The 26,511-nt window shown below is 74.0% G+C and carries 19 protein-coding genes; 10 read left to right on the top strand and 9 right to left on the bottom strand.

Annotation, left to right across the window (positions count from 1 at the left end; translation table 11 throughout):
• The first annotated feature begins 119 nt into the window (after positions 1-119).
• Positions 120-1,583: a carboxylesterase family protein gene (locus JOE35_RS00270; RefSeq protein WP_209559319.1), complete on the top strand. Its 1,464-nt coding sequence runs from the start codon at positions 120-122 to the stop codon at positions 1,581-1,583.
• 195 nt (positions 1,584-1,778) lie between these two features.
• On the opposite strand, the gene JOE35_RS00265 is transcribed toward JOE35_RS00270, so the two are convergent.
• The 3 genes from JOE35_RS00265 to JOE35_RS00255 all read right to left on the bottom strand — a co-directional run bounded on the left by JOE35_RS00265 (position 1,779) and on the right by JOE35_RS00255 (position 4,728).
• Positions 1,779-3,086, bottom strand: a complete 1,308-nt coding sequence (locus tag JOE35_RS00265) for a hypothetical protein (RefSeq protein ID WP_209559318.1) — start codon at positions 3,084-3,086, stop codon at positions 1,779-1,781.
• Positions 3,076-3,621: an RNA polymerase sigma factor gene (locus tag JOE35_RS00260; protein ID WP_245186009.1), complete on the bottom strand. Its 546-nt coding sequence runs from the start codon at positions 3,619-3,621 to the stop codon at positions 3,076-3,078. Before JOE35_RS00260 ends, JOE35_RS00265 begins: the two co-directional genes overlap by 11 nt.
• A gap of 243 nt (positions 3,622-3,864) precedes the next feature.
• Positions 3,865-4,728, bottom strand: a complete 864-nt coding sequence (locus JOE35_RS00255) for a LuxR C-terminal-related transcriptional regulator (RefSeq protein ID WP_307802863.1) — start codon at positions 4,726-4,728, stop codon at positions 3,865-3,867.
• A 111-nt stretch (positions 4,729-4,839) separates the two neighbouring features.
• On the opposite strand from JOE35_RS00255, the gene hxlB reads away from it, so the two are divergent.
• Together hxlB and hxlA are read left to right on the top strand one after the other, a co-directional pair.
• Entirely contained in the window at positions 4,840-5,448 is a 609-nt protein-coding gene (hxlB, locus tag JOE35_RS00250; protein WP_209559317.1) for a 6-phospho-3-hexuloisomerase, read from the top strand.
• A gap of 48 nt (positions 5,449-5,496) precedes the next feature.
• Positions 5,497-6,120: a 3-hexulose-6-phosphate synthase gene (gene hxlA, locus JOE35_RS00245; RefSeq protein ID WP_123547560.1), complete on the top strand. Its 624-nt coding sequence runs from the start codon at positions 5,497-5,499 to the stop codon at positions 6,118-6,120.
• A 203-nt stretch (positions 6,121-6,323) separates the two neighbouring features.
• On the opposite strand, the gene JOE35_RS00240 is transcribed toward hxlA, so the two are convergent.
• Positions 6,324-6,995 carry a hypothetical protein gene (locus JOE35_RS00240; RefSeq protein WP_209559316.1) on the bottom strand — a complete coding sequence of 224 codons (672 nt, stop codon included), beginning with the start codon at positions 6,993-6,995 and terminating at the stop codon, positions 6,324-6,326.
• A gap of 62 nt (positions 6,996-7,057) precedes the next feature.
• On the opposite strand from JOE35_RS00240, the gene JOE35_RS15385 reads away from it, so the two are divergent.
• The 3 genes from JOE35_RS15385 to JOE35_RS00225 all read left to right on the top strand — a co-directional run bounded on the left by JOE35_RS15385 (position 7,058) and on the right by JOE35_RS00225 (position 17,329).
• A complete protein-coding gene (locus JOE35_RS15385) occupies positions 7,058-7,348 on the top strand; it encodes a DUF1653 domain-containing protein (RefSeq protein WP_209559315.1) in 291 nt (96 codons plus the stop codon).
• A gap of 226 nt (positions 7,349-7,574) precedes the next feature.
• The gene (locus JOE35_RS00230; protein ID WP_209559314.1) at positions 7,575-15,974 is read left to right on the top strand and encodes an SdrD B-like domain-containing protein; all 8,400 of its coding nucleotides are present in this window, start codon (positions 7,575-7,577) and stop codon (positions 15,972-15,974) included.
• Positions 15,975-16,408: 434 nt separating this feature from the next.
• Positions 16,409-17,329: a phospholipase gene (locus JOE35_RS00225; protein ID WP_280869260.1), complete on the top strand. Its 921-nt coding sequence runs from the start codon at positions 16,409-16,411 to the stop codon at positions 17,327-17,329.
• A 154-nt stretch (positions 17,330-17,483) separates the two neighbouring features.
• Here the strand turns inward: JOE35_RS00225 and JOE35_RS00220 are convergent, their stop codons facing one another.
• Together JOE35_RS00220 and JOE35_RS00215 are read right to left on the bottom strand one after the other, a co-directional pair.
• Entirely contained in the window at positions 17,484-17,741 is a 258-nt protein-coding gene (locus tag JOE35_RS00220; RefSeq protein ID WP_209559313.1) for a hypothetical protein, read from the bottom strand.
• 121 nt (positions 17,742-17,862) lie between these two features.
• Positions 17,863-18,159 (bottom strand): hypothetical protein, encoded by a 297-nt coding sequence (locus JOE35_RS00215; protein WP_209559312.1) that lies wholly within the window; start codon positions 18,157-18,159, stop codon positions 17,863-17,865.
• Positions 18,160-18,341: 182 nt separating this feature from the next.
• Between JOE35_RS00215 and JOE35_RS00210 the strand changes: the two genes are divergently transcribed.
• Positions 18,342-19,139, top strand: a complete 798-nt coding sequence (locus JOE35_RS00210) for a transglutaminase family protein (RefSeq protein ID WP_209559311.1) — start codon at positions 18,342-18,344, stop codon at positions 19,137-19,139.
• A gap of 9 nt (positions 19,140-19,148) precedes the next feature.
• Here JOE35_RS00210 and JOE35_RS00205 read toward each other — a convergent pair whose 3' ends face one another.
• The 3 genes from JOE35_RS00205 to JOE35_RS00195 are packed head-to-tail and all read right to left on the bottom strand — an operon-like array spanning position 19,149 to position 21,814.
• On the bottom strand, positions 19,149-20,600 hold the full coding sequence (locus tag JOE35_RS00205; RefSeq protein WP_209559310.1) for a glucose-6-phosphate dehydrogenase: 1,452 nt from the start codon (positions 20,598-20,600) through the stop codon (positions 19,149-19,151).
• Between the two features lie 41 nt (positions 20,601-20,641).
• On the bottom strand, positions 20,642-21,334 hold the full coding sequence (locus JOE35_RS00200; RefSeq protein ID WP_209559309.1) for an SDR family oxidoreductase: 693 nt from the start codon (positions 21,332-21,334) through the stop codon (positions 20,642-20,644).
• Between the two features lie 33 nt (positions 21,335-21,367).
• Positions 21,368-21,814 (bottom strand): hypothetical protein, encoded by a 447-nt coding sequence (locus tag JOE35_RS00195; RefSeq protein WP_209559308.1) that lies wholly within the window; start codon positions 21,812-21,814, stop codon positions 21,368-21,370.
• A 119-nt stretch (positions 21,815-21,933) separates the two neighbouring features.
• On the opposite strand from JOE35_RS00195, the gene JOE35_RS00190 reads away from it, so the two are divergent.
• The 3 genes from JOE35_RS00190 to JOE35_RS00180 all read left to right on the top strand — a co-directional run bounded on the left by JOE35_RS00190 (position 21,934) and on the right by JOE35_RS00180 (position 26,371).
• Positions 21,934-22,854 (top strand): hypothetical protein, encoded by a 921-nt coding sequence (locus tag JOE35_RS00190; RefSeq protein WP_209559307.1) that lies wholly within the window; start codon positions 21,934-21,936, stop codon positions 22,852-22,854.
• A gap of 488 nt (positions 22,855-23,342) precedes the next feature.
• The gene (locus tag JOE35_RS00185; protein ID WP_245186008.1) at positions 23,343-25,643 is read left to right on the top strand and encodes a glycosyltransferase family 2 protein; all 2,301 of its coding nucleotides are present in this window, start codon (positions 23,343-23,345) and stop codon (positions 25,641-25,643) included.
• Positions 25,640-26,371, top strand: a complete 732-nt coding sequence (locus tag JOE35_RS00180) for an HlyD family efflux transporter periplasmic adaptor subunit (protein WP_209559306.1) — start codon at positions 25,640-25,642, stop codon at positions 26,369-26,371. Before JOE35_RS00185 ends, JOE35_RS00180 begins: the two co-directional genes overlap by 4 nt.
• Positions 26,372-26,511 lie beyond the last annotated feature (140 nt).

The raw sequence follows: 26,511 nt of genomic DNA, 5'->3' as shown, positions 1-26,511 counted from the left end.
GCGAACCCGCGCGGACCCTCGTGCGCGCCGAGGGGTCTGCGCGGGTTCGCGGGGTCTCGCAGTCGGAGCTCGTCGGGGCCGGCGCCCGTGGGCGCAGGAGGCGCGCGTAGCGTGAGCCGGTGAGCAGCGCACCCGAGACCCGCACCCCCGAGACACCCGCGTCCGCGTCCGCAGCGGCCGCAGCGTCCGCAGCGGCCGGCGAGGTCGGCGCGACTGCGGCCGGCACGGCCGGCGCAGCCGCGACGCGCACCTTCGAGACGCGGGTCGGCACCGTCGTCGGGCGCGTCGACGGCGACGTGGTGCGGGTGCTCGGCGTGCCGTACGCGGTGGCCGAGCGGTTCGAGGCTCCCCGGCCCGCACCTCCTGCGGTCGACGACGACGGGCAGCCCGTGCCGTTGCTCGCGTTCGACCGGGCGCCTGCCTCGCCCCAGCTCTCGTCGCCCTCGATGCAGGTGCTGTTCGACGACGCCGCCCGCGGCATGGTCGACTCCGAGCACTGCCAGGCCCTGTCGATCACGCTGCCCGCCGACCTCGCCCCGGGGGAGCGGCTGCCCGTGATGGTGTGGATCCACGGAGGCGCCTACGTCAACGGGGCCGGCGACCTCGCCGTCTACGACCCGCGCTCGCTCGTGGTCGAGCAGCGGGTCGTCGTCGTGACGGTGACCTACCGGCTGGGCGTGTTCGGGTTCCTCGGCGACGGCGAGCAGGTGCCGTCGAACCTCGGGCTGCTCGACCAGCTCGAGGCGGTGAGGTGGGTGCACGACACCATCGACGCGTTCGGGGGCGACGCCGACACGGTGACCCTCTTCGGGCAGTCGTCGGGCGGTGACTCGATCGCGCACCTGATGATCAGCGACGGTGCTCGCGGGCTGTTCCGCCGGGCGATCGTGCAGAGCGCTCCGCTCGGGCTCGACCGGGGCCGGTCGGCGATGACGAAGGCGATGCTGCGCGTCACCGGCGCGCCCGCCCCCGACGCGACCGTCGAGGAGCTGCTCGCCGGACAGCCCCTCGCCGAGCGGGTCGCCCTCCGGTTCGGGCTGCGCGGCGGGATGCCCTTCGGTCCGCAGTACGGCCGGGCGCCGCTGCCCGCCGAGGAGGACCGCGACGCCGCCTGGCGCGACGTCGCCCCGCACGTCGACCTGCTGATGGGCGCGACGTCGGAGGAGACCGGGCTCTACGTGCCGCTCGTCCGTCCGCTCGACGTGCTGACGAGCCTGCCGGTCGTGGGCGGGCTCGTGCGCCGTGTGCTCGTCCGGGCGACGACCGGGGCCGTGTACGGACGCGACGCACGCCGCTTCGTCGCCCGGCACCGCGCCTCCGGGGGGCGGGCCGTGCGGTACGAGCTGAGCTGGGCGCCGCGCGACAGCCGCTACGGCGCCGCGCACATCACCGATCTGCCGCTGCTGCTGGGCACGAAGGAGGCGTGGGGCACGTCGGCCCTGCTGGGCACGTCCGACTGGGCGGAGGTCGACCGCCTCGGGCGCCGGGTCCGGCAGATCTGGGCGGACTTCGCGCGGACCGGGACCGTCGCCGCGGACGCCGCCGCCGGGCTGTCGCCGACGCTGGTGCTCGACCGCGGCTGAGCGCGGCCCGGCGCGCCGCAGACGCCGCGACGGGAGCGGCGGGTCGATGCCCCTCGTGCTCGACCCGGCGCTCCCGCGTGTTCCCCCCTCTGCCGGTCGCCCCTCCCCGACGACCGGCCCGTCCGGCGCCCCCGCCCCGGATGGTCTCCGTGCCCCCGCAGGGGCTGCCCCCGACGGAGGCTGCTCAGACTCGGACTAGCCCCGTCCGGAGGCGGCGGCCTGGGCGGCCAGGACCGCCTCGGCCGCCGAGACGAGGGATCCGACCCGTTCGCGTCCGACGTCGCCGTACCCGGTCACGCCCGAGATCCGCAACCAGGTCCCGTCGACGAGCAGGTCGAGCTGACAGGAGTCCTGGTCATAGGTGTCCACCGCGCAGGCCCAGGTCGCCGACTCCGCACCGCGGACCGCGACCGCGTCGCCGTCCTCGGTCTCGGCGCCGTACGCCCAGCCGCTCCCTGGGGCGACGTGGAGGTACACGAGCTGGATCTGGTCGGGGCCCACGGTGTCGGGCAGCCCGGCCTCGGTGCGGGCGCTCCAGTCGCAGACCAGGTCGTCGAGCTGCGTCTGCCTGATGCCCCGGCCCGAGTCGCGATAGGTCTGGTCGCCGGCGGACCCCATCTCCGGGGTCCCTACCGCAGCCCCGACGTCCGCGGCCGCGAGGTCCTCGCAGGTCGTCTCCGACCACGAGGTCGCAGGAGGAGACCATGCCGCTCCGGGGGGCGTCCCGGCGAGCAGGTCCGCGAGCGCGTCCGCCACGGGGACGAGGAGCTCGGGGTCGGTCTCGTACGAATCGGCCGTCTGGAGATCCCAGTTGGTCGTCTCCACCCACCACGAACCGACGACGAACGTCGTGTTGCACCCGGAGACCAGCGACAGGTCGCACGTGAAGGCCGACGCGTCCCCGATCCCGTAGTCCTCGAGGCCTGACTGCCGCAGCCCGGAGATCCACTCCCTGCCGCGCTCGCCGGCCGGAGCGATGGTCAGCTCGAGTCGGGCCGCTCGCCCCTGGCCGGTCCCCGGTCCCGACCAGCCGCAGGTGCTGACGCCGGCTTGGCGCTCGGCAGCCTGCTCGGCAGTGAAGTACAGGGTCCCGGGGCCGTCCGGCGTCGCCGAGAGCCCGATCGACGTCACGCCGATGCGCTCTCCCAGGGTCGCGCAGTCGATGCCGAGGGCCGCGGACGGCACCGCGGGCTGTGCCGGCTCGACCGGGGCGGCCGTCGCCGTCGGGGTCGGGGTCGGGCGCACGGTCGGCGTGGTCGACGGCGTGCTCGACGGCGTGGCGGCCGGCGCTGCCTGGAACGGCGACGGCAGGACCAGCGCGAGCGCACCTCCTGCGCCCCCGATGCCGAGCAGGGCGACGAGGCCGAGGGTGAGGCCGAGGTGGCGACGGGCCCAGGGGCGTCGTCGTGCGGGGGGCTCGGCAGCGGCGCGGCGCAGCACGTCCTGCTTCATCGAGACGAGCATGCGGTTCAGGTCGTCTCCGGTGGGGGGCTCAACGTCCATCGCGGATCACCGCCTTCCTCAGTCGTGTCCGGGTGCGGGAGACCCGTTGTGTCAGGGCGCCGACGCTCAGCCCGAGCAGCTTCGCGGCCTCGGCGTAGCTGCGGCCCTCGATCAGGCACAGCTCGCAGATCTGCTGGTCGACGGGGCTGAGCGCCTCGATCTCGGCGCGGACCCAGCGGAGCCGTTCGCGCGCCTCCTGGGCGTCGTCGTCGGCAGGGGCGATCAGCTCGGCGGGCAGCTCGTCCGCCTCGGCGCGCTGCCGCTTGCGCCTCAGGTTCAGCGCGTGGTTGCGGCAGGCCACGAGGAGCCACGGCAGCAGCGAGCCGTCGTGCAGCGTGATCTCGGCGGATCGGCGCCAGAGGGTGACGAGCGTGTCCTGCACGATCTCCTCCACGTCCATCTTGCTGTCGGCCAGCGCCCACGCGTAGCGCGTCAGCGTCGGCGCCCAGCGGTCGAAGATCTCCGACAACGCCCGCTCGTCCCCGCCCGACGTGCGTCGGACGAGGTCGGAGTCGTTCTCCGTCGTCATGTCCATGTCTGCCCCCCTCACTACAGGAATGTCGCAGATCGCTCAGGTCTGACAGAAATCGTCGAGAAAGTTCGGCGTGCGTCGCCGAGGGCGGGTCTTCTGCGTCGAGGGCGGGTCGGCAGGTACCCGCCCTCGACGCAGAAGACCCGCCCTCGAGCACTGGCGGTGTGAGGCGCGGGCGCGGCATGCAGGAGGCGTGGAGGCGTGGAGGCGTGGAGGCGCGGACGCGCGGAGGCGCGGACGCGCGGGCTAGCGGGCGAGCGCCGTGAGCTCGGCCCGCGTCGCGGCCCCGGCCTTGCGGAGCAGGTTCGAGACGTGGAACTTCACCGTGTTCTCGCTGATGCCGAGCGACTCGGCGACGGCGCGGTTGCGGGCCCCGGAGGCGACGAGCCGCAGCACGTCGCGCTCGCGCGGGCTGAGCGACACCGCCTCGTCGAGCGACCCCGGCTCGGGCGGCGGGTCGAGCGGCAGGCTCACCGTCAGGTCCGATCCCCAGCCGGGCGTCGACGACACGGACAGCGTCCCGTCGAGGGCCGAGACGCGCTCGGCGACCGGGCGCAGCGAGTCGTCGTGCGCGGTCAGCTCCCCGGCTCCGTCGTCACGGACGGCCATGAGCAGGTTGAGGCCGTCGCAGTCCCACTGGATGCGAACCCGGCGGGCGCGGCCGTCGTCGACGAGGGCGAGCACGGTGCTGCGGACGATCGTGCGGGCGGCGTGGGCGACCTCGCCCGGCAGGGCGCGCCCGGTCGCCGGCGGCTCGACGAACTGGACGTCGAGCTCGCCGAACCGGACGAGGGGGCGCAGGTCGTCCCGGAGGCGCGCGAAGGCCCCGACGACCGGCTCGAGCAGCAGGGAGCGCTGCTCGTCCGTCTCGGACCTGAGCTCGACCACGGCCGCCGCGGCGACCTCGATGGCGACGGTGCGGGCGGCGCGGTCGTCCAGGCGGGCCGAGCGGAGCGTCGCGAGCAGCGACTCCAGGGTCAGTGCGTGCCGGTCGAGCAGCTCCGACACGGTCCGCGCATGCCGGGCGACGACGGCGCGGCTCGCGGCCGACGGCAGGTCGGGCACAGGCAGGTCGGGCGCGGGCAGGTCGGGCACGGGCAGGTCGGGCACGACGCCACCCTACCCGGCCCCTACCCGATCACCTCGGCCTACCCGTTCGGGCAGGTCGCCCCGGTCCGACGGACAGCGCACGAGGAGGTGGGCCGGAGCAAGCTGGGACGCATGCCCGATGCAGACAACAGCTCCACCGCCTCCTCGGCCACCGCCTCCTCGCCCGCCGACGCCCTCGAGCTCGTCCGGTCCGAGGTGGACCGTGCCGTGCGCGCGGTCGCCGAGACCGACCCGGACGGCCTCGCCGCCGTGGCCGACCTCGTGTCCGGCGTCGACCGCGTCTTCGTGCACGGAGCGGGCCGCTCGGGCCTCGCCCTGCGGATGACGGCGATGCGGCTGATGCACCTCGGCCTCGCGGTGCACGTGGTCGGCGAGGTGACGTCCCCCGCGATCGGCGAGGGCGACGTGCTGCTGACCGCGAGCGGCTCGGGCACGACGAGCGGGATCGTCAGCGCGGCGGAGGCAGCCGTCGACGCCGGCGCACAGGTCGCCGCCGTGACCACCGCCGCCGACTCGCCTCTCGCCCAGGCTGCGGCTGCCGTCGTGATCGTCCCGGCCGCGGAGAAGCTCGACCGCTCGGGCTCCGCCTCGGCGCAGTACGCCGGTGGCCTGTTCGAGCAGGTCGTCGTGCTCGTCGGGGACGCGCTGTTCCACGCCCTGTGGCAGCGCTCCGGCCAGAGCGCCGACGACATGTGGCCCCGCCACGCCAACCTCGAGTAGCCCCGGCTGCTCGTCCGACACGTCCCACCCCGAAAGAAGGAGCACCACATGAAGCTGCAGTTCGCCATGGACACCCTGACCACCGAGGCCGCCCTCGAGCTCGCCGCCGCCGCCGCGCCCAGCGTCGACATCATCGAGCTCGGCACGCCGCTGATCAAGGCCGAGGGCTTCCGCGCCATCACCGCCATCAAGGAGGCGCACCCCGACAAGGTCGTGTTCGCCGACCTCAAGACGATGGACGCGGGCGAGCTCGAGGCCGGCGAGGCCTTCAAGGCCGGTGCCGACCTGGTCACCGTGCTCGGCGTCGCGGGCGACAGCACCATCGCCGGTGCCGTCAAGGCCGCCAAGGAGCACGGCAAGGGCATCGTCGTCGACCTGATCGGCGTGCACGACAAGGCCGCTCGCGCCAAGGAGGTCGTCGCCCTCGGCGCCGAGTTCGTCGAGATGCACGCGGGCCTCGACGAGCAGGCCGAGGACGGCTTCACGTTCGAGGCGCTGCTCGAGGCAGGCAAGGCCAGCGGCGTGCCGTTCTCGGTCGCCGGCGGGGTCAAGGCCGCCACGGTCGGCTCCGTGCAGGACGCCGGCGCGCAGGTCGCCGTCGCGGGTGCCGCGATCTACGGCGCCGACGACGTCGCGGACGCCGCACGCGAGATCCGCGCCGCGATCAAGTAGCGCGCAATCCGCCGCGGCTGCTGCTGCTGCATCTGCTGCTGCTGCGGTCGCGCAATCCGCCGAGGGCGGTTCAACTGTGCCGAGGGCGGGTCGTCAGCGACTCGCCCTCGAGCCAGTTGACCCGCCCTCGGCGTGTGCCAGAGGCAGGCAGGCGGACAGGCGCGGGCCGGGCGCTAGAAGGCGGCGGGCGAGCGGGCGCGGGGCTAGTGCACGAGCACGACGGCGAGCGTCGTCGGGGCGTCGTGGCCCGGCCACGTCGCGGACAGGACCTGTGTCGTGTCGTCGTGCGCGCCGCCTGCGGCCTCGGCGAGGGAGGCAGGCGAGCCGCCCACGTCGGGAGTGCGGGCGACCACGAGCGTGCACGAGCCCGCGTCGACGACGGTCGCGCCGGCGACCTGGCGAGTGCCCCGCACCGAGGTCGCAGGGACGACGGCGTCGGGCGTGCCGCTGCCGACGACGACCATCGTCGACTCGTGCGGCACGCGCTCGCCGTCGGCCCGCTGCAGCACCTCGTCGGCCTGGCCGTCGCCGGTGAGCGCGGCCGCGATCGTGGCCGCGACGAAGACAGGGTCGCCGCACCCGTCGTAGACCCAGCGCTCGCCGAGCACCGAGTGCTGCATCGTGCCGACGAGGAGGTCGTCGGCACCCTCGAGGGGTGCGCCCCGATAGGTCAGCGGCACCTGCAGCACCGGGCCGTCGCCGGAGCGGACGAGCAGCACCTCGACGCCGACCTCGCCGTCGGGGTCGTCGAGGCGGAACGCCGCGACCTTCTCGAGCGGCCCGGGGTCGCCCTCGAACCACGGCTGGCTCGGCGCCCAGGCCGCGAGGGCCTCGAGCTTCGACGGGACGAGCTGTGCCTGGTGGATCAGTGCCATGCCGCGATCGTAGGGGGCGTCGTCACGTGCCTCGTCCGCCGACACGGGCCTAGCCTGGTGCGGTGACCGCGACCCCCTCCGCCGCCGGCCCTGACCGCCCTGCCGAGCCCGCGCCTCCTGCGCCCGGCACCTACCGACACTTCAAGGGCGGTCGCTACGAGGTGATCGGCACCGGCCGCCACGTCGACACCGAGGAGGCGCTGGTCTTCTACCGCACGCTCTACGGCGACCGCTCCCACTGGGTGCGCCCCGTGGCGCAGTTCGTCGAGCAAGTGACGCGCGACGGGTGGGACGGGCCGCGGTTCGTCCGCGAGGAGCCGCAGCCCGAGCGGGAGCCTCGGCCGCACTCGTAGCCCTCGGGAGCACCGTCGTCGTGGGCGTGTCTGCCGACGGTCGGCGTCCCCCGGAACGGGGTGCCTCCGGTCCCCGAAGTGGGGGACCGCGACTCGTTGCCCGGCTCCGGGGGGTCCTCCACAATGAGGACTGCCGCGTCCCGACCCGCGGCGGCGCTGCCCGCGACTGAACCCGCGCACGAGGCGTCTCGCGCCCGGCTGCCCGGGCGAGCTCCTGGAGTCACCCGTGCCCCGACCCGTCGCCCCTGCCCTCCCGCGCGCTGTCGCCCCTGCTCTGCCGCGCGCGCTCTGGCGCCTCCTGCTCGCGGTCGCCGTGGTGCTGGCGGGGCTCGCCGTCCCGGCCCTGGTCGCCCCGACGGCCGCCCGTGCGGCGGACGCGCTCGCGGTGACCCTCACCGAGTCGGCGCCGGCCAGCACGCTCGTCGGCGACGCCGTCGCGGTGACGCTCACGGCGTCGAACCGGACGTCGACGCCCGGCTACAACCTGACCCTCACCGACGTCATCCCGGTCGGCGCGACGTTCGCCTCGGCGGACGCCGGCCTCGGCGCGCCCAGCCGCGTCGTGACGCTGAAGGACGGCACGACCAAGCTGATCTGGTCGAACGTCGCCGACCTGCAGGCCGGGGTCACCGTGGCCTACACGTACTCGTACACGACCACGGCGGCCGTCGGGGCCGTCGTGACGACCTCGGGCGCTGCCTTCGTCAGCTCCGCCGCCCGGACGCTGCCCAAGTTCGACGCCGCCGGAGCGCCCGTCGTCGACCCGGCCGTCGTGAGCGCGGCCGCCGGCTCGACCACCACCCTCGTGCCGTTCAAGCTGGACAAGAAGGAGGACTCGAGCCCCGAGGGCGAGCTGCTCCGCGGCGTGCACGACCACCCCACGGCGTACACGCTCACGGTGACGAACAACAGGGTCGGTCGCTCGACGGGCTTCTCGATCGTCGACTTCCTGCCTGCCGGTCTCGAGTTCCTCGGCTGCACGAGCGTCGACAACAGCGCCGCCGGCACGGTCGAGTACCCGGGTGCTCCTCGCCTCGACTCCCGGCCGCTGCCCGACACGGCCGGGCTCTGCCGTGAGCCGGCGAGCGTCAGCACCGTCCGGGTCGACCCGGACGGCGCGACCGGCCCGCTCGCCCTCGGCGTCTACACGCGGGTCGAGTGGACCGGTCTCGGCGACCTCGCCGCCAGCGCGACGACCACCCTGCGCTACGCCGCGGCCGTGCCGCTGCGCGAGAACGAGTTGTTCCCCGCCGGCGCGCCCGCCGCCGGAGCCACCGGCCTCTCGACGGCGAACCTCGACAACAACACCGGCAGCGAGACCCGTGACGAGCAGCCGCTGACGAACAGCGCGACCACCTCGGGCACCTGGGCCGGCGCCGTGTACACGTCGTCCGCGACCGCGACGGTCACCGCCGAGGACGTGCGGATCGTCAAGAGCCGCGGCGTGAGCGGCGACGACCAGGCCTCGATCCGCCAGGGCGCCACCACGAACTGGCACCTCGCGATCGCGACCTCGGAGTACGCGCAGGGCACGAGCGACCTCACGGTCGTCGACACGATCCCCGACGGCCTCTCGTTCGACGAGGGCTCGGCGACGCACCGCCAGTCGGGCCGGGCGTTCGCCCCGGTCTCGACCACCGCCGGCACGTCCAGCCCCTGGACCCAGGCGATCACTTGGACGGTGCCGGCCGTCACGGCGGCGAACGGCGCCTTCACCATCGACTTCACGACGACCACGCTCGGCTCGTACCGCAGCGGCGTCGGGCCGGTGGCCGCCGAGGACTCGTGGACCAACACGGTCGACCTCACCTCCACCTCGACCCTCGTCGACGCCCGCAGCACGCCCGACGCCCTGCGCACGCACGTCCTGGCGACCCCGGACGAGTCGTCCGCCGGCCAGGAGGCAGCCGCCGTCGTGCTGACCAAGCAGGTCGCGGTGCCGCAGACGACCGCCGACTGCACCACCGCCTCCTGGGTGCCCGAGGGCGGCGCAGCCCCCTCGTACGGCCCCGGCGACACGGTCTGCTGGAAGATCGAGGCGACGTTCCCGGTCGGCCTGAACACGGTGTCGACCACGGTCACGGACTTCCTGCCTGCCGGCTTCGCCTTCGTGGGTGCCGCGTACGGCGAGGGCCACACGGCCGCTCGTCCGGACGCCGTGTCCGACGGCGGCGTCATCAGCTGGACGCTGCCCGACGAGGCGTCGGGCAACGTGTTCCAGGCGATCGTCACCTCGACCATCAGCGACCCGACGGCGGCCGCCGACGGCGACATCACGGCGAACCTCGCCAAGCTCACCTTCACGAACACGGCCGGTGCCGTGTTCCAGCTGCGCGACCAGGCCGACGCGGTCTGGACCGAGCCGCAGCTCACCACGACCAAGACGGCCACGCCGACCACGGTCCAGGGCGGCGACACGGTCGACTACACGGTCACGGTCGCGAACTCCGGTCGTGCGCCCGCGACCGAGGTCAGCGTGCGCGACCTGCTGCCGACCGGCTGGACCGCCGGCCAGGTCAGCGCCGTCACCGCAGGAGGCGCGGTGACGGACGAGAGCCCGCGCTCGCGCATCGACTGGGCCGGCCTGACCGTGCCGGCGAGATCGGGGACGACGAACGGGACGCTCGTGCTCACCTACTCGGTCGCCGTGCCGGCCGGCATCGCCGCCTCGGACACCTTCGACAACACCGCCGGCGTCCGGCAGTACCAGGGCGCCACGAACACGGGCACGCCGTTCACCTACACGCCCGCGAACAACGTCGACCCCGCGCTGACGACGACCAACGCCGCGCGTGCCGACGCGACCTCCCGGGTCCGTGCCGGCGTGCCCTCCGTGGCCAAGACACGCTCCGTGGCCACGGCGCCCGTGGGGTCGCAGATCACCTACCGCGTGACGACGACGATCCCGGGCGGCGTCTCGCTCTACAGCTCGGCGGAGGGGCTCGCGCCCTCGGTGACCGATCAGCTCCCCCAGGGGCTCCAGGTCGTCGGCGTGCCCACGGCCAGCATCAACGGCGGGCCCGCCGCCCCCGCGACGGTCGCCTCGGCGAACCGCCTCCGCCAGCGCGTGTCCTTCGACCTCCCGACGAACGCGCAGGGCGTCTACGTCAGCGAGCGGGGCGACGCCGACGTGGTCGTGCTCACGATCACCGCGACGGTCGTCGACTCGGCGACGGACCCGGCGACCGTTCGCGGCACCGTCTTCGCCAACCGCGGCGTGCTCACCTGGTGGCCGCGGGGCACGTCCGCCGCCCCGGCGCCCGCCTCGCGCGCGGCGACCAGCCCCCAGGTCACCACCACCGTCGTCGAGCCCGCCCTCACGCTCACCAAGACCGACGACGCCACCGCCGGCAAGGTCGTCGTCGGCCAGGCGGTCACGTATTCGCTCCGGGTGCGGAACCCCGCCGGGGCGAACGTGTCCACGGCGCACGACGTCGTCGTCTCGGACGTGCTGCCGCAGGGCCTCACCTGGGTCGACGGCGGCACCTACGACCCGTCGAGCCGCACGATCACGTTCCCCGAGATCGACGTCGCGCCCGGCGCCTCGCCGGCCGACTCCACCTTCCGCGCGACCGTGGACGAGACGGTGGGCGACACCCGCATCCGCAACGTCGCCACGGCGGTCGGCAGCTCGCTCGACGGCCCCGTCGAGGGCGAGCGCACCTACTCGGCGACCGCCGAGGACACCGTGACCGGCCCCTCCCTGTCGGTGGTCAAGGCGCTCGGCGACCCGGCGGCCACGAGCCGCACGACCGGCGAGCTCACGACCTACACGCTCGACGTGCGCGTGCCCGCCGGAGTCTCCGCCTACGACGTCACCGTGCACGACACGCTGCCGGCCGGCCAGGCCTTCGGCTCCCTCACGGCCGTGAGCTGCGCCTCCTGCGACCCGTCGCTCACCGCGTCGATGCTCGGCACCCCGAGCACGGGCACGATCGGCTTCTGGCTCGGCGACGTCACGGCCGCCACGGCCGAGCGCGTCGTGCACCTCGAGTACACCGCCTACGCGCAGAAGTCGACGACGTCGGGCCAGGTCCTCACCAACGTCGCGCAGGTCGCGTTCGACAAGACCGACAAGATCGACGGCAAGCCGGCCTCACGCCCGCTCGCGGCCTCGTACGACTACACGAGCCTCGCGTCGACCGCCGCCGTCACCGTCGTCGAGCCGCGCCTCGTTCTCGACAAGCGCGTCGACGGCCAGGTCGGCGACGCCGACACCCGCCGCGCCGTGCCCGGTGAGACCCTCACGTACCGCGTCGCCGTGACCAACGTCGGCACGGGCCCCGCGTACGACGTGCAGGTCACGGACGCGCCGGACACGCGCTTCACGGGCTTCACCCCGGTCGAGGGAGGCGCGGGCACCGTCACCGGAGCCGTCCGCAGCTGGACGATCGACGGCCCCGTCGCCCCGGGCGAGACCCGGACGATCGTCTACCGGCTGACCGTCCCCGCCGGCCTCGGCTCGGCCGACGAGGTCGCCGGCCCCGAGCTCTCGAACACGGCCGACGTCGCGTCGTACGCGGGCGTGGCCGGCCGGCCGACCGACGGCCGCGACTACGAGACCTACCACGACGTCGACGCGGACACGGTCGGCATCGAGGTCGACCTGGCCTCGCTCGCGGGCTCGACCTGGTTCGACGCGAACGGCGACGGCGTCCGCACGGCGGGCGACCCCGGGCTCTCGGGCGTCGGCGTGACCGTCGTCTTCGCGGGCGTCGACGGCGTGCTCGGCACGGCCGACGACGAGCGCCACCCGACGACGTCGGGCCCCGACGGCTCGTGGGGGGTGGACCACCTGCCCGGCGGCAGCTACCGGGTCGACGTCGACCCCGCGACCCTGCCCGCCGGCCTCGTGCCGAGCACCGACCTCGACGGCGTGGCCTCGGCGAACTCGGCCGTGCTGACGCTGGCCGAGGGCGCCGACCGCACCGACGCCTCCTTCGGCTGGGCCGGCAGCGGCTCGATCGGCGACCTCGTCTGGGCCGACCGCGACGGCGACGGCCGCCAGGGCGCGGGCGAGCCCGGCATCGGCGGCGCCGAGGTGCTCGTGACGTGGGCGGGCCAGGACGGAGACCTCGCGACCGAGGACGACAACGTCGAGTGGGAGCGCGACAGCGACGCCGAGACCGGCGCGTGGTCGGTCGGCGCCCTGCCCGCCGGGAACTACTCGGTGAAGGTCGGCAGCCTGCCGGCCGGCTACCTCCTCGCGTCCGGACCCGCCGGCGTCTCGGGCCTCGGCGGCCGCACCGCGACCAGCACGCTCGTGCTCGGCGCGGGCCAGCATGTCGTCGACCAGGACACCGGCTGGCGCGGCACCGGCGTCATCGGCGACCGCGTGTGGCTCGACCGCGACGGCGACGGCGTGCAGGACGACGGCGAGCAGGGCCTCGTGGGCGTCCAGCTCACGGTCACCTGGGCCGGCGCCGACGGCGAGCTCGACACGGCCGACGACGCGGTCGTCCCCGCGGTCACCGGCGCCGACGGCTCGTGGCTCGTCGACCACCTGCTGCCCGGCGAGCACCGGGTCACCGTCACGGGCGCGCTGCCCGAGGGCGCGACCTCGAGCTTCGACGAGGACGGCGCCGCGGACGGCACCGGCAACGGCCCCGCCCCCGGCCCTGCAGGAGGCGACAGCACGACGCGCGTCGTGCTCACCGCCGGCGACGCCCCGCACCTGACCGCCGACTTCGGCTACGAGGTCACCTCGAGCATCGGCGACCGCGTCTGGTGGGACGTCGACGGCGACGGCGTGCAGCAGCCCGGCGAGCCCGGCCTGCGCGGCGTGGGCGTGACGGTCACCTGGCTCGGCACGGACGGCGTGCTCGGCACGGCCGACGACCTCGTCTTCACGGCCGGCACCGACTCCGAGGGCGACTGGCTCGTCCGCGACTTGCCGAACGGCGACCACACGGTCGCCGTGACCTCGGGAGTCGCCCCCGGCCTCGTGCCGACGCACGACGCCGCCGGCCCGGCCGACGGTGTCTCGCGCACCTCCCTCTCGAGCGAGCGCTCCGCCGACCTCGACCAGGACTTCGGCTACCGCGGCGACTCGACCGTCGGCGACCGGGTCTGGCTCGACCGCGACGGCGACGGCGTGCAGACGAGCGACGAGCCCGGCCTGCCCGGCGTGCGCGTCACGGTGACCTGGGCCGGGCCCGACGGCACGACCGGCACCGCCGACGACGTGACGCTGCCCTCGGTGCTGACGGACGCCTCCGGGGCCTGGTCGGTCGGCTCGCTGCCGCTCGGCTCGTTCTCGGTCGTGGTCGACCGCGCGACGCTGCTGCCCGGCCTGTCGTCGGTGCACGAACGCGACGCCGAGCTCGACCTGGCCACGACCGTCGTCGTCGCCCGGACCGGGACGACCGTCGACGACGCCGACCTCGGCCTGCGCGGCGACAGCAGCGTCGGCCGGGTCGTCTGGCTCGACCGTGACCGCGACGGCGTGCTCGACGACGACGAGCGCGGCCTCGGCGGCGTGCGGGTCGACGTGCTCTGGGCCGGCCCCGACGGCCGGTTCGACACGGCCGACGACGCCGTGTTCAGCGCCGTCACCGCGACGGACGGCAGCTACCTGGTCGACGGGCTGCCCGCGGGCAGCTACCGCGTGAGCGTCGACAGCGCCTCCGTGCCCGCCGGGCTCGGCCTGGTGCGCGACGAGGACCCGAGCCCCGACGGCGTCACGACCCTCGAGCTGCCCGTCGCCACGGCGCACGAGACGGCCGACTTCGCCTACGCGGGCGGCGCCTCCGTCGGCAGCTCGGTCTGGCTCGACGCGGACGGCGACGGAGTGCGCTCGGCCGCCGAGCAGCCCGTGCCCGGCCAGCCCGTCTCGCTGCGCTGGGCAGGCCCCGACGGCCTGCTCGACACCGCGGACGACCAGCTCTTCTCCACCGTGACCGCGGCCGACGGCTCGTACCTGTTCACCCTGCTGCCCGACGGCGCCTACCGGGTGTCGGTCGACGGCGGGATCGCCTCGGCCGCCGTCAACACCGGCGACCCCGACGGAGGCGCCCCGAGCGTCTCGCAGATCGCCATCGCCGGAGGTGCGTCGAACCTCGCGCAGGACTTCGGCTACCGAGGCACGAACGCCCTCGGCGACACGGTCTTCTGGGACCGCGACGCCGACGGCGCCGACTCGACCGGCGACCCGCGCCTGCCCGGTGTGCAGCTCGAGCTGACCTGGCTCGGCCCCGACGGCGTGGCCGGCGGCGGCGACGACGTCGTGCTGACGACGACGACCGACTCCGCGGGCTCGTGGCGGGTCGACGGGCTGCCGGACGGCCGCTGGACGGTCGCGGTGGTCGGCGGCGTGCCCGCCGGGCTCGCGCCGAGCAGCGACGCGGACGGCACGTCCGGTGCTGACGGCACCTCGGCCGACGGCCGCAGCGCGGTCGAGCTGGTCGGCGGCGTGGTCGACATCGACCAGGACTTCGGCTTCGCCGGGGCCGGCTCGATCGGCGACACGGTCTGGCTCGACGAGGACGGCGACGGTCGTCAGGGGGCCGACGAGGTCGGGATCCCCGGCGTCACGGTGACCCTGACCTGGGCCGGCGTCGACGGCGTGCTCGGCTCGCCCGACGACCGGGTCGAGACGGCCGTCACCGATGAGCAGGGGCGCTGGCTGGTCGAGCACCTCGCCGCAGGCGAGTTCCGGGTCGAGCTGACGGGCGGCGTGCCCGCCGGGCTGACGGCTACGCGGGCCGGGGCGGGGTCGGGCTCGGGCTCGGGCTCGGGCTCCGGCCCTGGTGCAGGCAGCGGCTCCGGCTCCGTGCCGACGAGCACGACGACGCTGGCGGCCGGCGAGGTCGACCTCGACCAGGACTTCGGGTTCCGTGCCGACGCGTCGCTCGGCGACTCGGTCTGGCTCGACGTCGACGGCGACGGCGTGCGCGACCCGCACGAGCCCGGTGTGGGCGGCGTGGTCGTCACCGTGCGCCTGGCCGGTGCCGACGGGGCCCTCGACACCGCGGACGACCTCGTGCTGACACGGACGACCGACGCGTCGGGCGCCTGGACCGTCGACGGCCTCCCGGCCGGGTCGGTGCGGGTCAGCTATGACCCGTCGACCCTGCCCGCGGGCACCGCGCCGGCCTCCGACCTCGACGGCGGCACCCCGACGGCGACCACCGTGCAGCTGGAGGCCGGCGAGCAGCAGCTCGACGTCGACTTCGTGGTGCGCGGCACGGCCAGCGTCGGAGGCGTCGTGTTCGACGACGCGGACGGCGACGGAATGCGCGACCCGGGCGAGAAGGGCGTCGGAGGCGTCGGCGTCACGATCGTCTGGAGCGGACCCGAGGGCCTGGTCACGATCGTGGTGACGACGGCTCCCGACGGCAGCTGGTCGGTCGGCGGGCTGCCCGCGGGCGACTACACGGTGACGGTGTCGATGGACGGCGTACCCGCGGGGACGCGGCCGAGCACGGGTGTGCGCACGACGTTCACGCTCGCGCCGGGCGGCTCCGAGCAGGTGCTCACCGGCCTGACCGTGCAGCGCCTCGCCTTCACCGGCTCCGACCTCGGCGGCGTGCTGCTGATGGGGCTGTCGCTGCTCGTCGCCGGAGGCGCGGCCATGGTCGTCTCCCGTCGCCCGAGCCGTCGCCGCCGCACCGTGACGGAGGACTGAGGAGGCGCCTCCTGCGGGGGGCGATGACCCTCGACTTGCCGCCTGGCGGGCGTCTGAGTCGTGCCAGACCCTGCCAACCGGCAACTCGCGAGGGGTCCAGACCGAGCAGCGACCCTCGATTCTGCGGGGACACTCAGGCTCGTGGTGCATGCTCGTCGCTTCGCCCGCGCCCGCCCGTACCCCTCGGGAGCGCCGGGGGGACGCGCCGGGCCCCCAGGCCCCGCTGGAACCGACACCGACCCGTCACCTCGACAGCACCTGCCGGTCGTCCGGTCCGCCCGTGGGCGGAGCGGCGTGCCGCCTCCGGGACCGACTCCCCGGCCGTGCCGTCGTGCACCGCTCCTCCTGCGGTGCTGCGCACCCGAGGCGCAGAGGTGGGCAGACGTGCCTCCGATCGAGGCGCGCCGAGCAGGCCGGCCGAGCAATGGGACGACATGACCTCCGAGAACACCCCCGCCCCCGAGGGCACCAGCACCAGCACCACCAGCACCACCGACGACTCCACCGGCATCACCCCCGCGCCCCTGACGCGCCGGGCCATCGCCGCAAGCCGTCGCCGCGCGACCCGCCGCCGCCTCGTCGGCGTGACCGCGGTCGCCGCCGTCGCGATCGTCGCGGGCACCGGTTTCGCCTTCGTCAACCGCGCCCCGTCGGCCGAGGCCGTCGCCGCCGCCCACGCGCAGAGCGTGAAGCAGAACGAGGAGGCGATCGCCGACTCGCTCGCCGAGGCCCAAGCGAAGTCCACGATCGACATCGCCTCGCAGGTCGTGACCTCGACGAAGGACAAGGTCGACGCCAGCGCGCTCGAGACCTCTGTCGCGTCGCTCGCCGACTACGAGAACCTCGACTCCGACACGCTCGCCACCCGCGTGGCCGAGACGGCGTCGACGGCACAGACGGTCCAGGCCGCCGCTTCCGAGGCCGACCGTCAGGCCGCGGCCGCCGCAGCTGCCGCCCAGGCCGCCGCCGAGGCGCAGGCCGCCGCCGAGGCCCAGGCTGCGGCCGAGGCCGCCGCCGCCGCAGCCGCTGCCGCCCAGGCCGCCGCGAACACGCCGGCCGCCGCCAAGGCCGCCGCCCAGCAGCTCGCCTCGTCGAAGTACGGCTGGGGAAGCGACCAGTACGGCTGCCTCGTGAACCTGTGGCAGAAGGAGTCGGGCTGGAACTACGAGGCCTACAACCCGAGCGGCGCGACCGGCATCCCGCAGGCGCTGCCCGGCAGCAAGATGGCGACCGCCGGCTCCGACTGGGCGACGAACGCCACCACGCAGGTCTCCTGGGGCCTCGACTACATCAAGCGCGCCTACGGCACCCCGTGCAGCGCGTGGGGCCACAGCCAGTCGGTCAACTGGTACTGAGCCCGGCCACCGGTCTCGTCCGCGGTCCGTCACGGGGGTGACGGGCGCGCTGAACCGTCAGAGAAGGTCCTTCCCGAACTCGGGGAGGACCTTCTCTGTCGGTTCAGCCAGCTGGTCGGCCAGTCGGCCAGCTGGCCGGGGCCGACGAGGGGCGCTAGTTCTGGGGCGGGATCGTCTGGCGGTCGGTGGGCTTGTCGGTCGTGACCGGCACCTCCACCGAGGGCTCGGGGGTGGCGGGTTCGGGCGTCGCGGTCGGGCTCACCGGCGACGGGGTCGGAGTGACCACGGGGTCGTCGCGCTCGCCGCAGCCCGCCAGTGCCCCGATCATGAGCGCGGTCGCGGCCACCGTCGTCACAGCGCGTGCGGCCCTGGTCGCCCTGCCTGCCCGGCCCGTGGTCGCGCTCGTCGTCATCTGCCGAGCCTACGCACGCGGTGCGTCGGCCGAGTGGTCAGGAACGGCTCCTGACCGCTCGGGCGTGAACAGTTGTTGGCCACTCGGCTGCGCCCCAGGGTCATCTCTAGCGCAGTCGGGGTCAGACCGCGCCGACGAGGGTCCAGGCGCCGCCATCACGGCGGGTGACGCGGGCGCTCCGCACGTCGGCCAGCTGGGCGATCGTCGACTCGACCGCGGCGCCGACACCGAGCGCGAACGGGTCGTCGGCCCCGGTGAAGCGCACCACGAGCTGAGGCTCGCCCCGCACCATCATGATGTCGTTCGCCTCGACGGTGGTGTGCTCGGCGGCGGATGCGGCGGCCGTCGGCAGCAGCGAGTCGGGCCGCGCCCCGGGGCGCAGCGAGCCGACGGCGAGCAGGACGCGATACGAGGGCATGCCCTCATCCTGCCGTGTCGGGCCGCGCCTCCTGTGCTCGGAGGTTATGACCCTCGAGTGGTCACCTGGCGTCGTCGAGAGGCCTGCGCAGAGCATCTGCTGACCACTCGACGCCGGCGAGTTCACACGCGCGACCCACGCCCGACTCGGCGCCGACCCGCGCACCTGCCAGGCTCGGGGGCATGAAGCGCACCGCCTCCGCCCGCCTCGAGTTCGACGTCGCCGGCCCGGCCGAGTTCGTCCTGTCCGTGGCCGCCTCGGCCCTGTACGAGCAGCGAGCCGAGGAGGCGCTGGTCGTCACCCAGGACGGAGCTCCCGTCGCCGTCCGCGAGCTCGTCGACCAGCACGGCACCCGCCTGCACCTCTGCGACGTGGGGGCGGGGAGGGTGCTCGTCGACTACCGAGTGGTCGTGGACGGGAGGCTCGCCGCGCCTCCTGTCGACGAGCTCGACCTCGTGCGGTCCCGTCGCCCGAGCCGCTACTGCGAGTCGGACACCCTCGCCCCGACGGCGCGGGCGGAGTTCGGCGGGCTGACGGGCCGCGACCTGCTCGCCGCCGTCAGCTCGTGGGTGGGCTCGCACCTCGCCTACGTCCCCGGGGCGAGCGCCCCCACCGACGGCGCCGTGCAGACGCTGCTCGACCGGCAGGGCGTGTGCCGCGACTACGCGCACCTCGTGATCGCGCTGCTGCGCGCCCTCGACGTGCCCGCCCGGCTGGTGTCGGTCTACGCGCCCGGCCTCTCGCCGATGGACTTCCACGCCGTCGCCGAGGCCTTCGTCGACGACGAGTGGCACGTCGTCGACGCCACCACGCTCGCCCCCCGCAGCACCCTGCTGCGCATCGCGACGGGCCGTGACGCGAGCGACACCGCGTTCCTCACCAGCCACGGCGCGGCCGTCACGGTCGCCTCGATGCAGGTCAGGGCCGTGGCCGACGAGCTGCCGCGCGACGACGTGACGCAGTTCGTCAGCCTCGGCTGAGCAGCCCGCTCAGTCGTCCTCGACCGCGGGCCACGACGACGGCCCCGCCGTGCCTGCCGGGTACTCGTCGATCGGCACGTCGCCCGCCCGCCACGCCTCGAGCACGGGGGCGACGATGCGCCACCCCTCGACCGCCGAGTCGCCGCGCACCGACAGGGTCGGGTCGCCGTCGAGGATCCCCGCGAGCACCTCGCCGTAGGCCGTCAGGTCGCCGAGGCCGAACTCGGCGTGCAGGGTCGCCCGCGACAGGTCGTACGAGTCGCCGGGGCCGTTGACGTTGAGCTCGAGCGACATCTCGTCGGGGGCGATCGCGATGCGGAGGCGGTCAGGGGTGCCACCGCCGACGAACTCGCGCGGCACGTGCGTCGGCGGGCGGAAGGTGATGACGATCTCGCGCCTCCTCGAGGCCAGGGCCTTGCCCGAGCGCAGCCGGATCGGCACGCCGGCCCAGCGCCAGTTCTGCACCTCGACGACCATCTCGGCGAGCGTCTCGGTCTCGATCGACGCGTCCACCCCCTCCTCGGCGGTGTAGGCGGGCAGGTCGCGGCCCTCGATCGTGCCGGCCGTGTAGCGGGCGCGACGGCTGTTGGCGACGGGATCGCCGTCGAGGAGGCGCGTGGCGCGCAGCACGAGCTGCTTCTCGTCGCGCAGGTCGACGGCCTTGAGCGTCGACGGGGCGTTCATCGTGAGGACGGCCATCACCTGCAGCAGGTGGCTCTGGATCATGTCGACCAGGGCGCCGGCGTGGTCGTAGTAGCGGGCCCGGCCCTCGAGGCCGAGCGTCTCGTCGTAGACGATGTCGATGCTCTCGACGTGCTGGTTGTTGAGCATCGGCTCGATCAGGCGGTTCGCGAAGCGCAGGCCGAGCAGGTTGAGCACGGTCGCGCGGCCGAGGAAGTGGTCGACGCGGTGCACCCGCTCCTCGGGGACGAGCTGCAGGACGAGCCGGTTGAGGTGCTCGGCCGACGCCACGTCGGTGCCGAACGGCTTCTCGAGCGCGAGTGCGGTGCCCTCGGGCAGCTGCACCTGCTTCAGGGCCTCGCAGGCCTTCTCGGTGATCGCGGGCGGCAGGGCGAAGTAGATCGCCGGGGGCGCCTCGCACGCGTCGAGCAGCGTGGTCAGGGCGTCGACCGAGGTCACGTCCGCGGTGATGTAGCGGGTCGAGCTGAGGAGGGCGTCGACCGCGGGCCCGGTCGCCTCGACGCTGGCGAACGAGTCCTCGACACGCTGGTGCCACTGCTCGTCCGTGTACTCCTCGACGCCTGCGCCGATCAGCTGCACGCGTCGCACGGGCTCGTGGGCGAGCAGCCCCCCGAGGCCGGGCATCAGGAGGCGGGCGGCCAGGTCGCCGGACGCGCCCAGGATCAGGAGCGTCGCCGGCTCGGAGCTCGGCCCGCCCTCGTCGCCGATGGTCGCCTCCGTGGCGGGGTCGGTGGCCGTCTGTCGCGTCGCGGTCGTCATGCGACCGACGCTAGACCGCGGGCCGATGCGGCGCTCGGCGGTCAGGCGCGTCGCGTCGGCCGCACCGAGACGACCTCGGCCGTGGCGCCGTGGGGCAGGTCGACGACGAGGCGCACCGCGTCGGCCACCGACTGCGGCTCGAGGTACAGCGCGGTGTCGTAGACGCCGCCCTCGCTCTCGACCAGTTCGTGCTGCATGTCGGTGTCGACGCGGCCCGGGTGGACCGAGCTGACGCGTACGCCGTGCGGTCGCTCCTCCTCGCGCAGAGAGTCGGTGAGGGCGCGCAGCGCGAACTTGCTCGCCGCGTAGGTGCCGCCCCCGGGGCCCGCCGTGAACCCCGAGCCGCTGTTGATCGCCACGACGGTGCCCTGCGCTGCACGCAGGGCAGGCAGCAGCTGACGGGTCAGCTCGGCGACGGCGAAGACGTTGACCTCGAAGACGCGGCGCCAGTCGTCGCGGCTCGTGCCCTCGACGGCGTCGCCGCCGATCACTCCCGCGGCGTGCACGACGACGTCGAGACGGTCGAGCGACGGCGCCTCGAAGGACGGCCCCGCGAGGTCGGCGACCCAGGGCGAGGCCGACGGGAGGGAGCCGGCGAGGGCGACCAGCGCCTCCTCGTCTCGGCCGTGCACGACGACGTGGTGGGTGCGCGACAGGTCACGGGCGATCGCGAGGCCGATGCCGCGGGTGGCCCCGGTGACGAGGGCGGTGGGGCGAGGTGCGTCGGTGGTCATCGCCCCAGTCTGCCGACGCCTGCCTGACCGCGCCTAGTCGCGGATGACGGGCAGCGGGCCGGTGAGCTGCGGCAGCTCACGGTCGCTGAGCAGCCAGCGCTCGCCGGAGGCGGTCACCAGGAAGGCGAGCGGCCCCGGCCGACAGACCACGAGCGCACCTCCGGACTGCTGCTGCAGCACCTGGTCGAGCGCGCCGCCGAGGTCGCGGTCGTCTTCTGAGCCGCTGCCCGAGAGCACGGCGCAGCGCCCCTCCGCGCCCATCGCGGTCAGCAGCCGGCGCACGCCCTCCGGGTCGCGCAGCTCGGGCGCCATCGGGTGGACGACGCCCATGTCGACCCACTCGACCGAGTCGAGCAGGGCGGCGAGGCGCTCGCGGGGGGCGTCGTCGCCGTCGGCGGTCAGGCTCTGGACGGCGTCGCGTGCGTCGGGCGCAGCGAAGGCCTCGAGTGCCGCGATCACGGGTGCGGGCAGCTGCGGCACGGGGATCTCCTTCGGGGTCTGGACCCCCCATCCTCCCACCCGGGGCGGGCGGGCGGCTCCTCCGTGCGGTCGAGGCGCCCGGGAGCGCGCGCGAGCGCAGCGACTGCGAGGATGGGCCGGTGACCACCGCCTCCTCGACCACCGCCCCCTCGACGCCCCGGACGCCCCCGCCCCTCGGCCTGCTCCTCGACGTCGACGGGCCGATCGCCAGCCCGGTCAGCCGCAGCATCGCCCTGCCGCAGATCACGCGTGACCTGGTCGCGCTCGCGGCGGCGGGCATCCCGGTCGTCTTCAACACGGGGCGGTCTGACGCGTTCATCCGCGACGAGGTCGTCGGCCCCATGATCGCGGCGGGCCTGCCCGCCGGCGCCCGGGTGCACGGCATCTGCGAGAAGGGCGCCTCCTGGTTCTCGATCGGCCCCGAGCACGGCCCCGGCGGGATGAGCGAGGTGCAGGTCGACTCCGACCTGGCGATGCCCGCCGACTTCGCCGCCGAGATGGACGAGCTCGTCACGCACGAGTTCGCCGACCTGGTCTTCTTCGACCACACCAAGCGCGCGATGGTCTCGATCGAGCAGCTCACGACCGTCGAGTCGGCGACCTACCTGGCCCGGCAGCGCGAGTTCGACGAGAAGGCGATGGAGGCGCTGGTCCGGCGAGGATTCGGCGTCCGGCGCCTCGACGACGACCGTCGCGACGCCCACGGCGAGGTGCAGTGGCGCGTCGACCCGACGATCATCTCGACCGACATCGAGTCGGTGCGCCTCGGCAAGGACCTCGGCGCCGAGCGCGCCCTCGAGCTGCTCGCCGAGGACGGCGAGCTGCCCGTCGCCTGGCGCACCGTGGGCGACTCGCGCAGCGACTACGCCATGGCCGACTGGCTGCACGCGAACGGCCACGACGTCGCGCACGTCGACGTCCGCCCGGCGGACGGCGTGCCCGCCACCGAGTACCCGGTGCTCACCAGCGCGTCGGGACTCATCCACGACGAGGCCGGGGCGGAGTTCCTGGCGCGCTGGGTCCGCGACGTCGGGGCCTGAGCCTGGGCACCCCGGGTGAGTCTGTCCCTCGCCCGGGTGACACGACGGGCGATACCGTCGGGTATGAGGCCAGCAACGGCGCGGGTCCCGACGGGGGTGTGCCGCACAGGAGGGGTACGACCCCCCGAAAGGGTGACAACCCGGTTCCAGACCAGCCTGTACTGTTCTGAGCAGTCGCCGCGAGGTCCCCCGAAAGGCCCACACGGCGACGGCCCCACCAGCACCATCAGCACCACCAGAAACACCCGCAAGCAGCACCACCCGCCGCCCGGCCACCCACCGGGCGCACCCGACAGGCCCGTCCGCGAGGACGAGCCGCGGAGGCACCCTCCTCCGATCACCGCCGTCGCCGGCTCACACCCAGGCCGTCGACTGCACGCACCCGTCGCCACAGCTGCCGACGCCCTCCCCGGACGTCTGCAGGCGACACCCGCTGCTCTCTGCCGTCCGGGATCTCCGTAGTCCCGAACCAGGAGAGAAGTACTCGCATGTCCCGAACCATGCGCGGCGCTCCGCTGTCCCCGGAAACGGGGTCGGCCACCACGTCGTCCTCCGCCGACCGCCTCGCGGCCGGCACCACCGCAACCACACCCCGCACCGGCACCACTGCCGCGCTCGTCCACGACGAGCGGCCCGACACCGCGACGCCCGTCGACCTGAGGCACCTAGCACCCTCCGGGTCCGTCGGCCAGCGTCGCGAGCCGGTGCCTGCTCCTCGGCCGCGGGCCGACCACGTCACCGTGGCGGCCCGCCCCGAGGGCGGCCGGGCGCACAGCCCCGTCATGGTGCTGCTCGTGCTCATCGCCACGCTCGGCATCCTGCTGTACGCGCAGTTCCTGCTGAACCCGAGCAACCGGGGCGACATCCTGCCCTACGCGATGATCATCGTCGCCGAGGCGATCCTCGTCGTGCAGACGCTCTTCGCCATGTGGACGATCCTCTCGGGCGGCCAGGACCCCCGCGACTTCGACTTCCACGCGACGCAGGACACCCTGTACGACGAGGACGAGATCGACCGCCTCGGCCTGCGCGGCACGCCGCACCTCTGGCCGATGCGCGTCGCCGGCGAGAAGATCGTCGCCGACGTCTTCATCACGGTCTACGGCGAGGAGCTCGCCAAGATCGCGACGACCGTCCAGGCCGCTCTGGCGCTGAAGGGCGAGCACCGCACCTGGGTGCTCGACGACGGCCGGAGCGACGAGGTCAAGGACCTCGCCGCTCAGCTCGGCGCCCGCTACATCCGCCGCCTGAGCAGCAACGGCGCGAAGGCCGGCAACGTGAACCACGCGCTGGCCATCGCCAAGGGCGACTACTTCGCCATCTTCGACGCCGACTTCGTGCCCGGGACGGACTTCCTGTTCGAGACCGTGCCGTTCTTCGTCGACGAGAAGGTCGCCTTCGTGCAGACCCCTCAGACGTACGGCAACCTGACGAGCCTCGTCAGCCGCGGCGCGGGCTACATGCAGACCGTGTTCTACAGGTTCATCCAGCCGGGCCGGAACCGCTTCAACGCGGCCTTCTGCGTCGGCACCAACGTGATCTTCCGCCGCAGCGCGATCGACGAGATCGGCGGCATCGACACCGACTCGAAGTCGGAGGACGTCTGGACGAGCCTGCACCTGCACGAGGCCGGCTGGAAGTCGATCTACATCCCGATGACGCTCGCGGTCGGCGACGCCCCCGAGACGATCGAGGCGTACAGCAAGCAGCAGCTCCGCTGGGCGACGGGCGGCTTCGAGATCCTGTTCCGCCACAACCCGCTGAGCCCCCGTCGCACCCTGACGATGGACCAGCGCCTGCAGTACTTCGTCACCGCGACGAACTACCTCACCGGCATCGCGCCCCTGCTGCTGCTCATGGTGCCGCCGATGGAGATCTTCTTCGACCTGCGCCCGATGAACCTGCACATCTCCGTGCTGCAGTGGTTCCTCTTCTACGCCGGCTTCTACCTGATGCAGATCGTGCTGGCGTTCTACACGCTCGGCTCGTTCCGCTGGGAGGTGCTGATGCTCGCCACCGTGTCGTTCCCGATCTACGTCAAGGCGCTGTGGAACGTCATCAGCGGCAAGGACGAGGCGTGGAGCGTCACCGGCCGCAAGGGCAAGGTGTCGTCGCCGTTCAACTTCATCATCCCGCAGGTGCTGTTCTGGCTGTTCCTCACGTTGACCTCGTGCGTGGCGCTCGTCCGCGACGCCGACAACGGCGTGCTGACGCTGGCCACCGTCTGGAACCTGCTCAACACCTTCATCCTGTCCGCTTTCCTCGTCGCCGCCTGGCGCGAGGGCCGCACGCTCAAGCGCTTCGCGAAGGCGGAGCAGCGCGGCGAGGTGACCGACGCCCCCGTGGTGCTCACGGCGCCTCCCGGCTCGGTGCCCGCGTCGCCCCGCACGCAGATCTCGCGGCCCGCACCGCGCACCGGCGAGGAGATCCTCGCCCTGCAGCAGGCCGACGAGGCCGAGCAGGCCGCAGCGAAGGAGGCGGACCTCGCGACCGCGTACCGGCTCGCCGACCGCACGCCGTCCGACGACCCCGAGCAGACGGCCCGCGACCAGGTCCGTCAGGCCGAGCTCGCCGCGTCGCGTGCCTTCGCCCACGCCCACGAGAGGGAACTGCTGGCGCACGCCGAGCACGCCCCCGACTCCAGTGCCAGTGCCAGTGCCAGTGCGAGCGCCACGCGTCAGGGCGGGCGGCCGCGCGGCCGTCGCGCCGCCGACGCGACCCCCGACCACGGCGCGAGCGCCGACGACCTCGGCGCCAGCGCCGACCAGCAGGAGAGGGTCACGTCATGACCTGGATCAACCGACTCAAGATGACCGCCGGCATGCTCGTCGTGCTCGTGCTCGTCGCCGCCTTCACGATGATCTTCACGCAGCGCCAGCAGCAGGTGAACAGCACGAGCGCCGAGATCGCCGCCCAGGAGTACTCGGTCGGCACCGACTACAGCGGCACCATCACCCGTTCGTACGTCGAGAACGGCGACGAGGTGAAGGAGGGCGACACGCTCTTCGAGGTGCAGAGCCTCTCGCTGCTGCAGGACATCTCCCGCGGTCTCGTCACCTACGACACCGCGACCTACTCGGTGGCCCCCGACGGCACACTCACCCTGAAGGCAGCCGTCGACGGCACCGTGGCCGACGTGGTGCTCAAGGAGGGCAGCTTCGTCCAGGCCGGCGGCTCACTCGGCACGATCGACAAGGCGGACACCCTGTTCGTCGCCGCCGACTTCGTGCTGACGCCTCGTGACTACGAGCGGATCGAGTCCGGCGCCGAGGTCGACCTCATGCTGCCGAACCAGACCACCATCACGGGCAAGGTCGGCGTGGTGAACGTCGAGACCAAGGACGGCGACGCCGAGACGACGCTGCAGGTCTCGAGCGACCAGCTGGTCGAGGGCGCCTACAACGGGCTCGTGACCCCCGGCACGCCCATCGAGGCGAAGCTGCACCTCCGGGACGACGGGGTGCTCGCCGGCCCCGTCGACTCCCTCACCGACTTCCTGCGCCAGATCGGAGTCTGATCATCGTTGACGCAGGAGACAAGACGGCGGGTCGTCGTCGTGGGCTGGGTCGTTCGGGACCCTCGACCGACGCCGCGACCACCCGTCACGCCGAGGAGGCGCGGGTCGACACCCGACGCGCGCCGCGCCTCCTCGGCACC

The organism is Frigoribacterium sp. PvP032, assembly GCF_017833035.1.
GTDB lineage: Bacteria > Actinomycetota > Actinomycetes > Actinomycetales > Microbacteriaceae > Frigoribacterium.
Note: the sequence above shows the minus strand (reverse complement) of the source record. Positions and strands in the feature narration are given on the sequence as shown.

What these genes read in the sequence shown, in the direction of transcription:
- JOE35_RS00240 (WP_209559316.1), bottom strand. Translation starts at nt 6,995, where the DNA reads ATGGCACTGATCCACCAGGCACAGCTCGTCCCGTCGAAGCTCGAGGCC.
- JOE35_RS00215 (WP_209559312.1), bottom strand. Translation starts at nt 18,159, where the DNA reads ATGCCCTCGTATCGCGTCCTGCTCGCCGTCGGCTCGCTGCGCCCCGGG.
- hxlB (WP_209559317.1), top strand. Translation starts at nt 4,840, where the DNA reads ATGCCCGATGCAGACAACAGCTCCACCGCCTCCTCGGCCACCGCCTCC.
- JOE35_RS00210 (WP_209559311.1), top strand. Translation starts at nt 18,342, where the DNA reads ATGAAGCGCACCGCCTCCGCCCGCCTCGAGTTCGACGTCGCCGGCCCG.
- JOE35_RS00185 (WP_245186008.1), top strand. Translation starts at nt 23,343, where the DNA reads ATGTCCCGAACCATGCGCGGCGCTCCGCTGTCCCCGGAAACGGGGTCG.
- JOE35_RS00220 (WP_209559313.1), bottom strand. Translation starts at nt 17,741, where the DNA reads ATGACGACGAGCGCGACCACGGGCCGGGCAGGCAGGGCGACCAGGGCC.
- JOE35_RS00180 (WP_209559306.1), top strand. Translation starts at nt 25,640, where the DNA reads ATGACCTGGATCAACCGACTCAAGATGACCGCCGGCATGCTCGTCGTG.
- JOE35_RS00265 (WP_209559318.1), bottom strand. Translation starts at nt 3,086, where the DNA reads ATGGACGTTGAGCCCCCCACCGGAGACGACCTGAACCGCATGCTCGTC.
- JOE35_RS00260 (WP_245186009.1), bottom strand. Translation starts at nt 3,621, where the DNA reads ATGGACATGACGACGGAGAACGACTCCGACCTCGTCCGACGCACGTCG.
- hxlA (WP_123547560.1), top strand. Translation starts at nt 5,497, where the DNA reads ATGAAGCTGCAGTTCGCCATGGACACCCTGACCACCGAGGCCGCCCTC.
- JOE35_RS00225 (WP_280869260.1), top strand. Translation starts at nt 16,409, where the DNA reads ATGACCTCCGAGAACACCCCCGCCCCCGAGGGCACCAGCACCAGCACC.
- JOE35_RS00205 (WP_209559310.1), bottom strand. Translation starts at nt 20,600, where the DNA reads ATGACGACCGCGACGCGACAGACGGCCACCGACCCCGCCACGGAGGCG.
- JOE35_RS00200 (WP_209559309.1), bottom strand. Translation starts at nt 21,334, where the DNA reads ATGACCACCGACGCACCTCGCCCCACCGCCCTCGTCACCGGGGCCACC.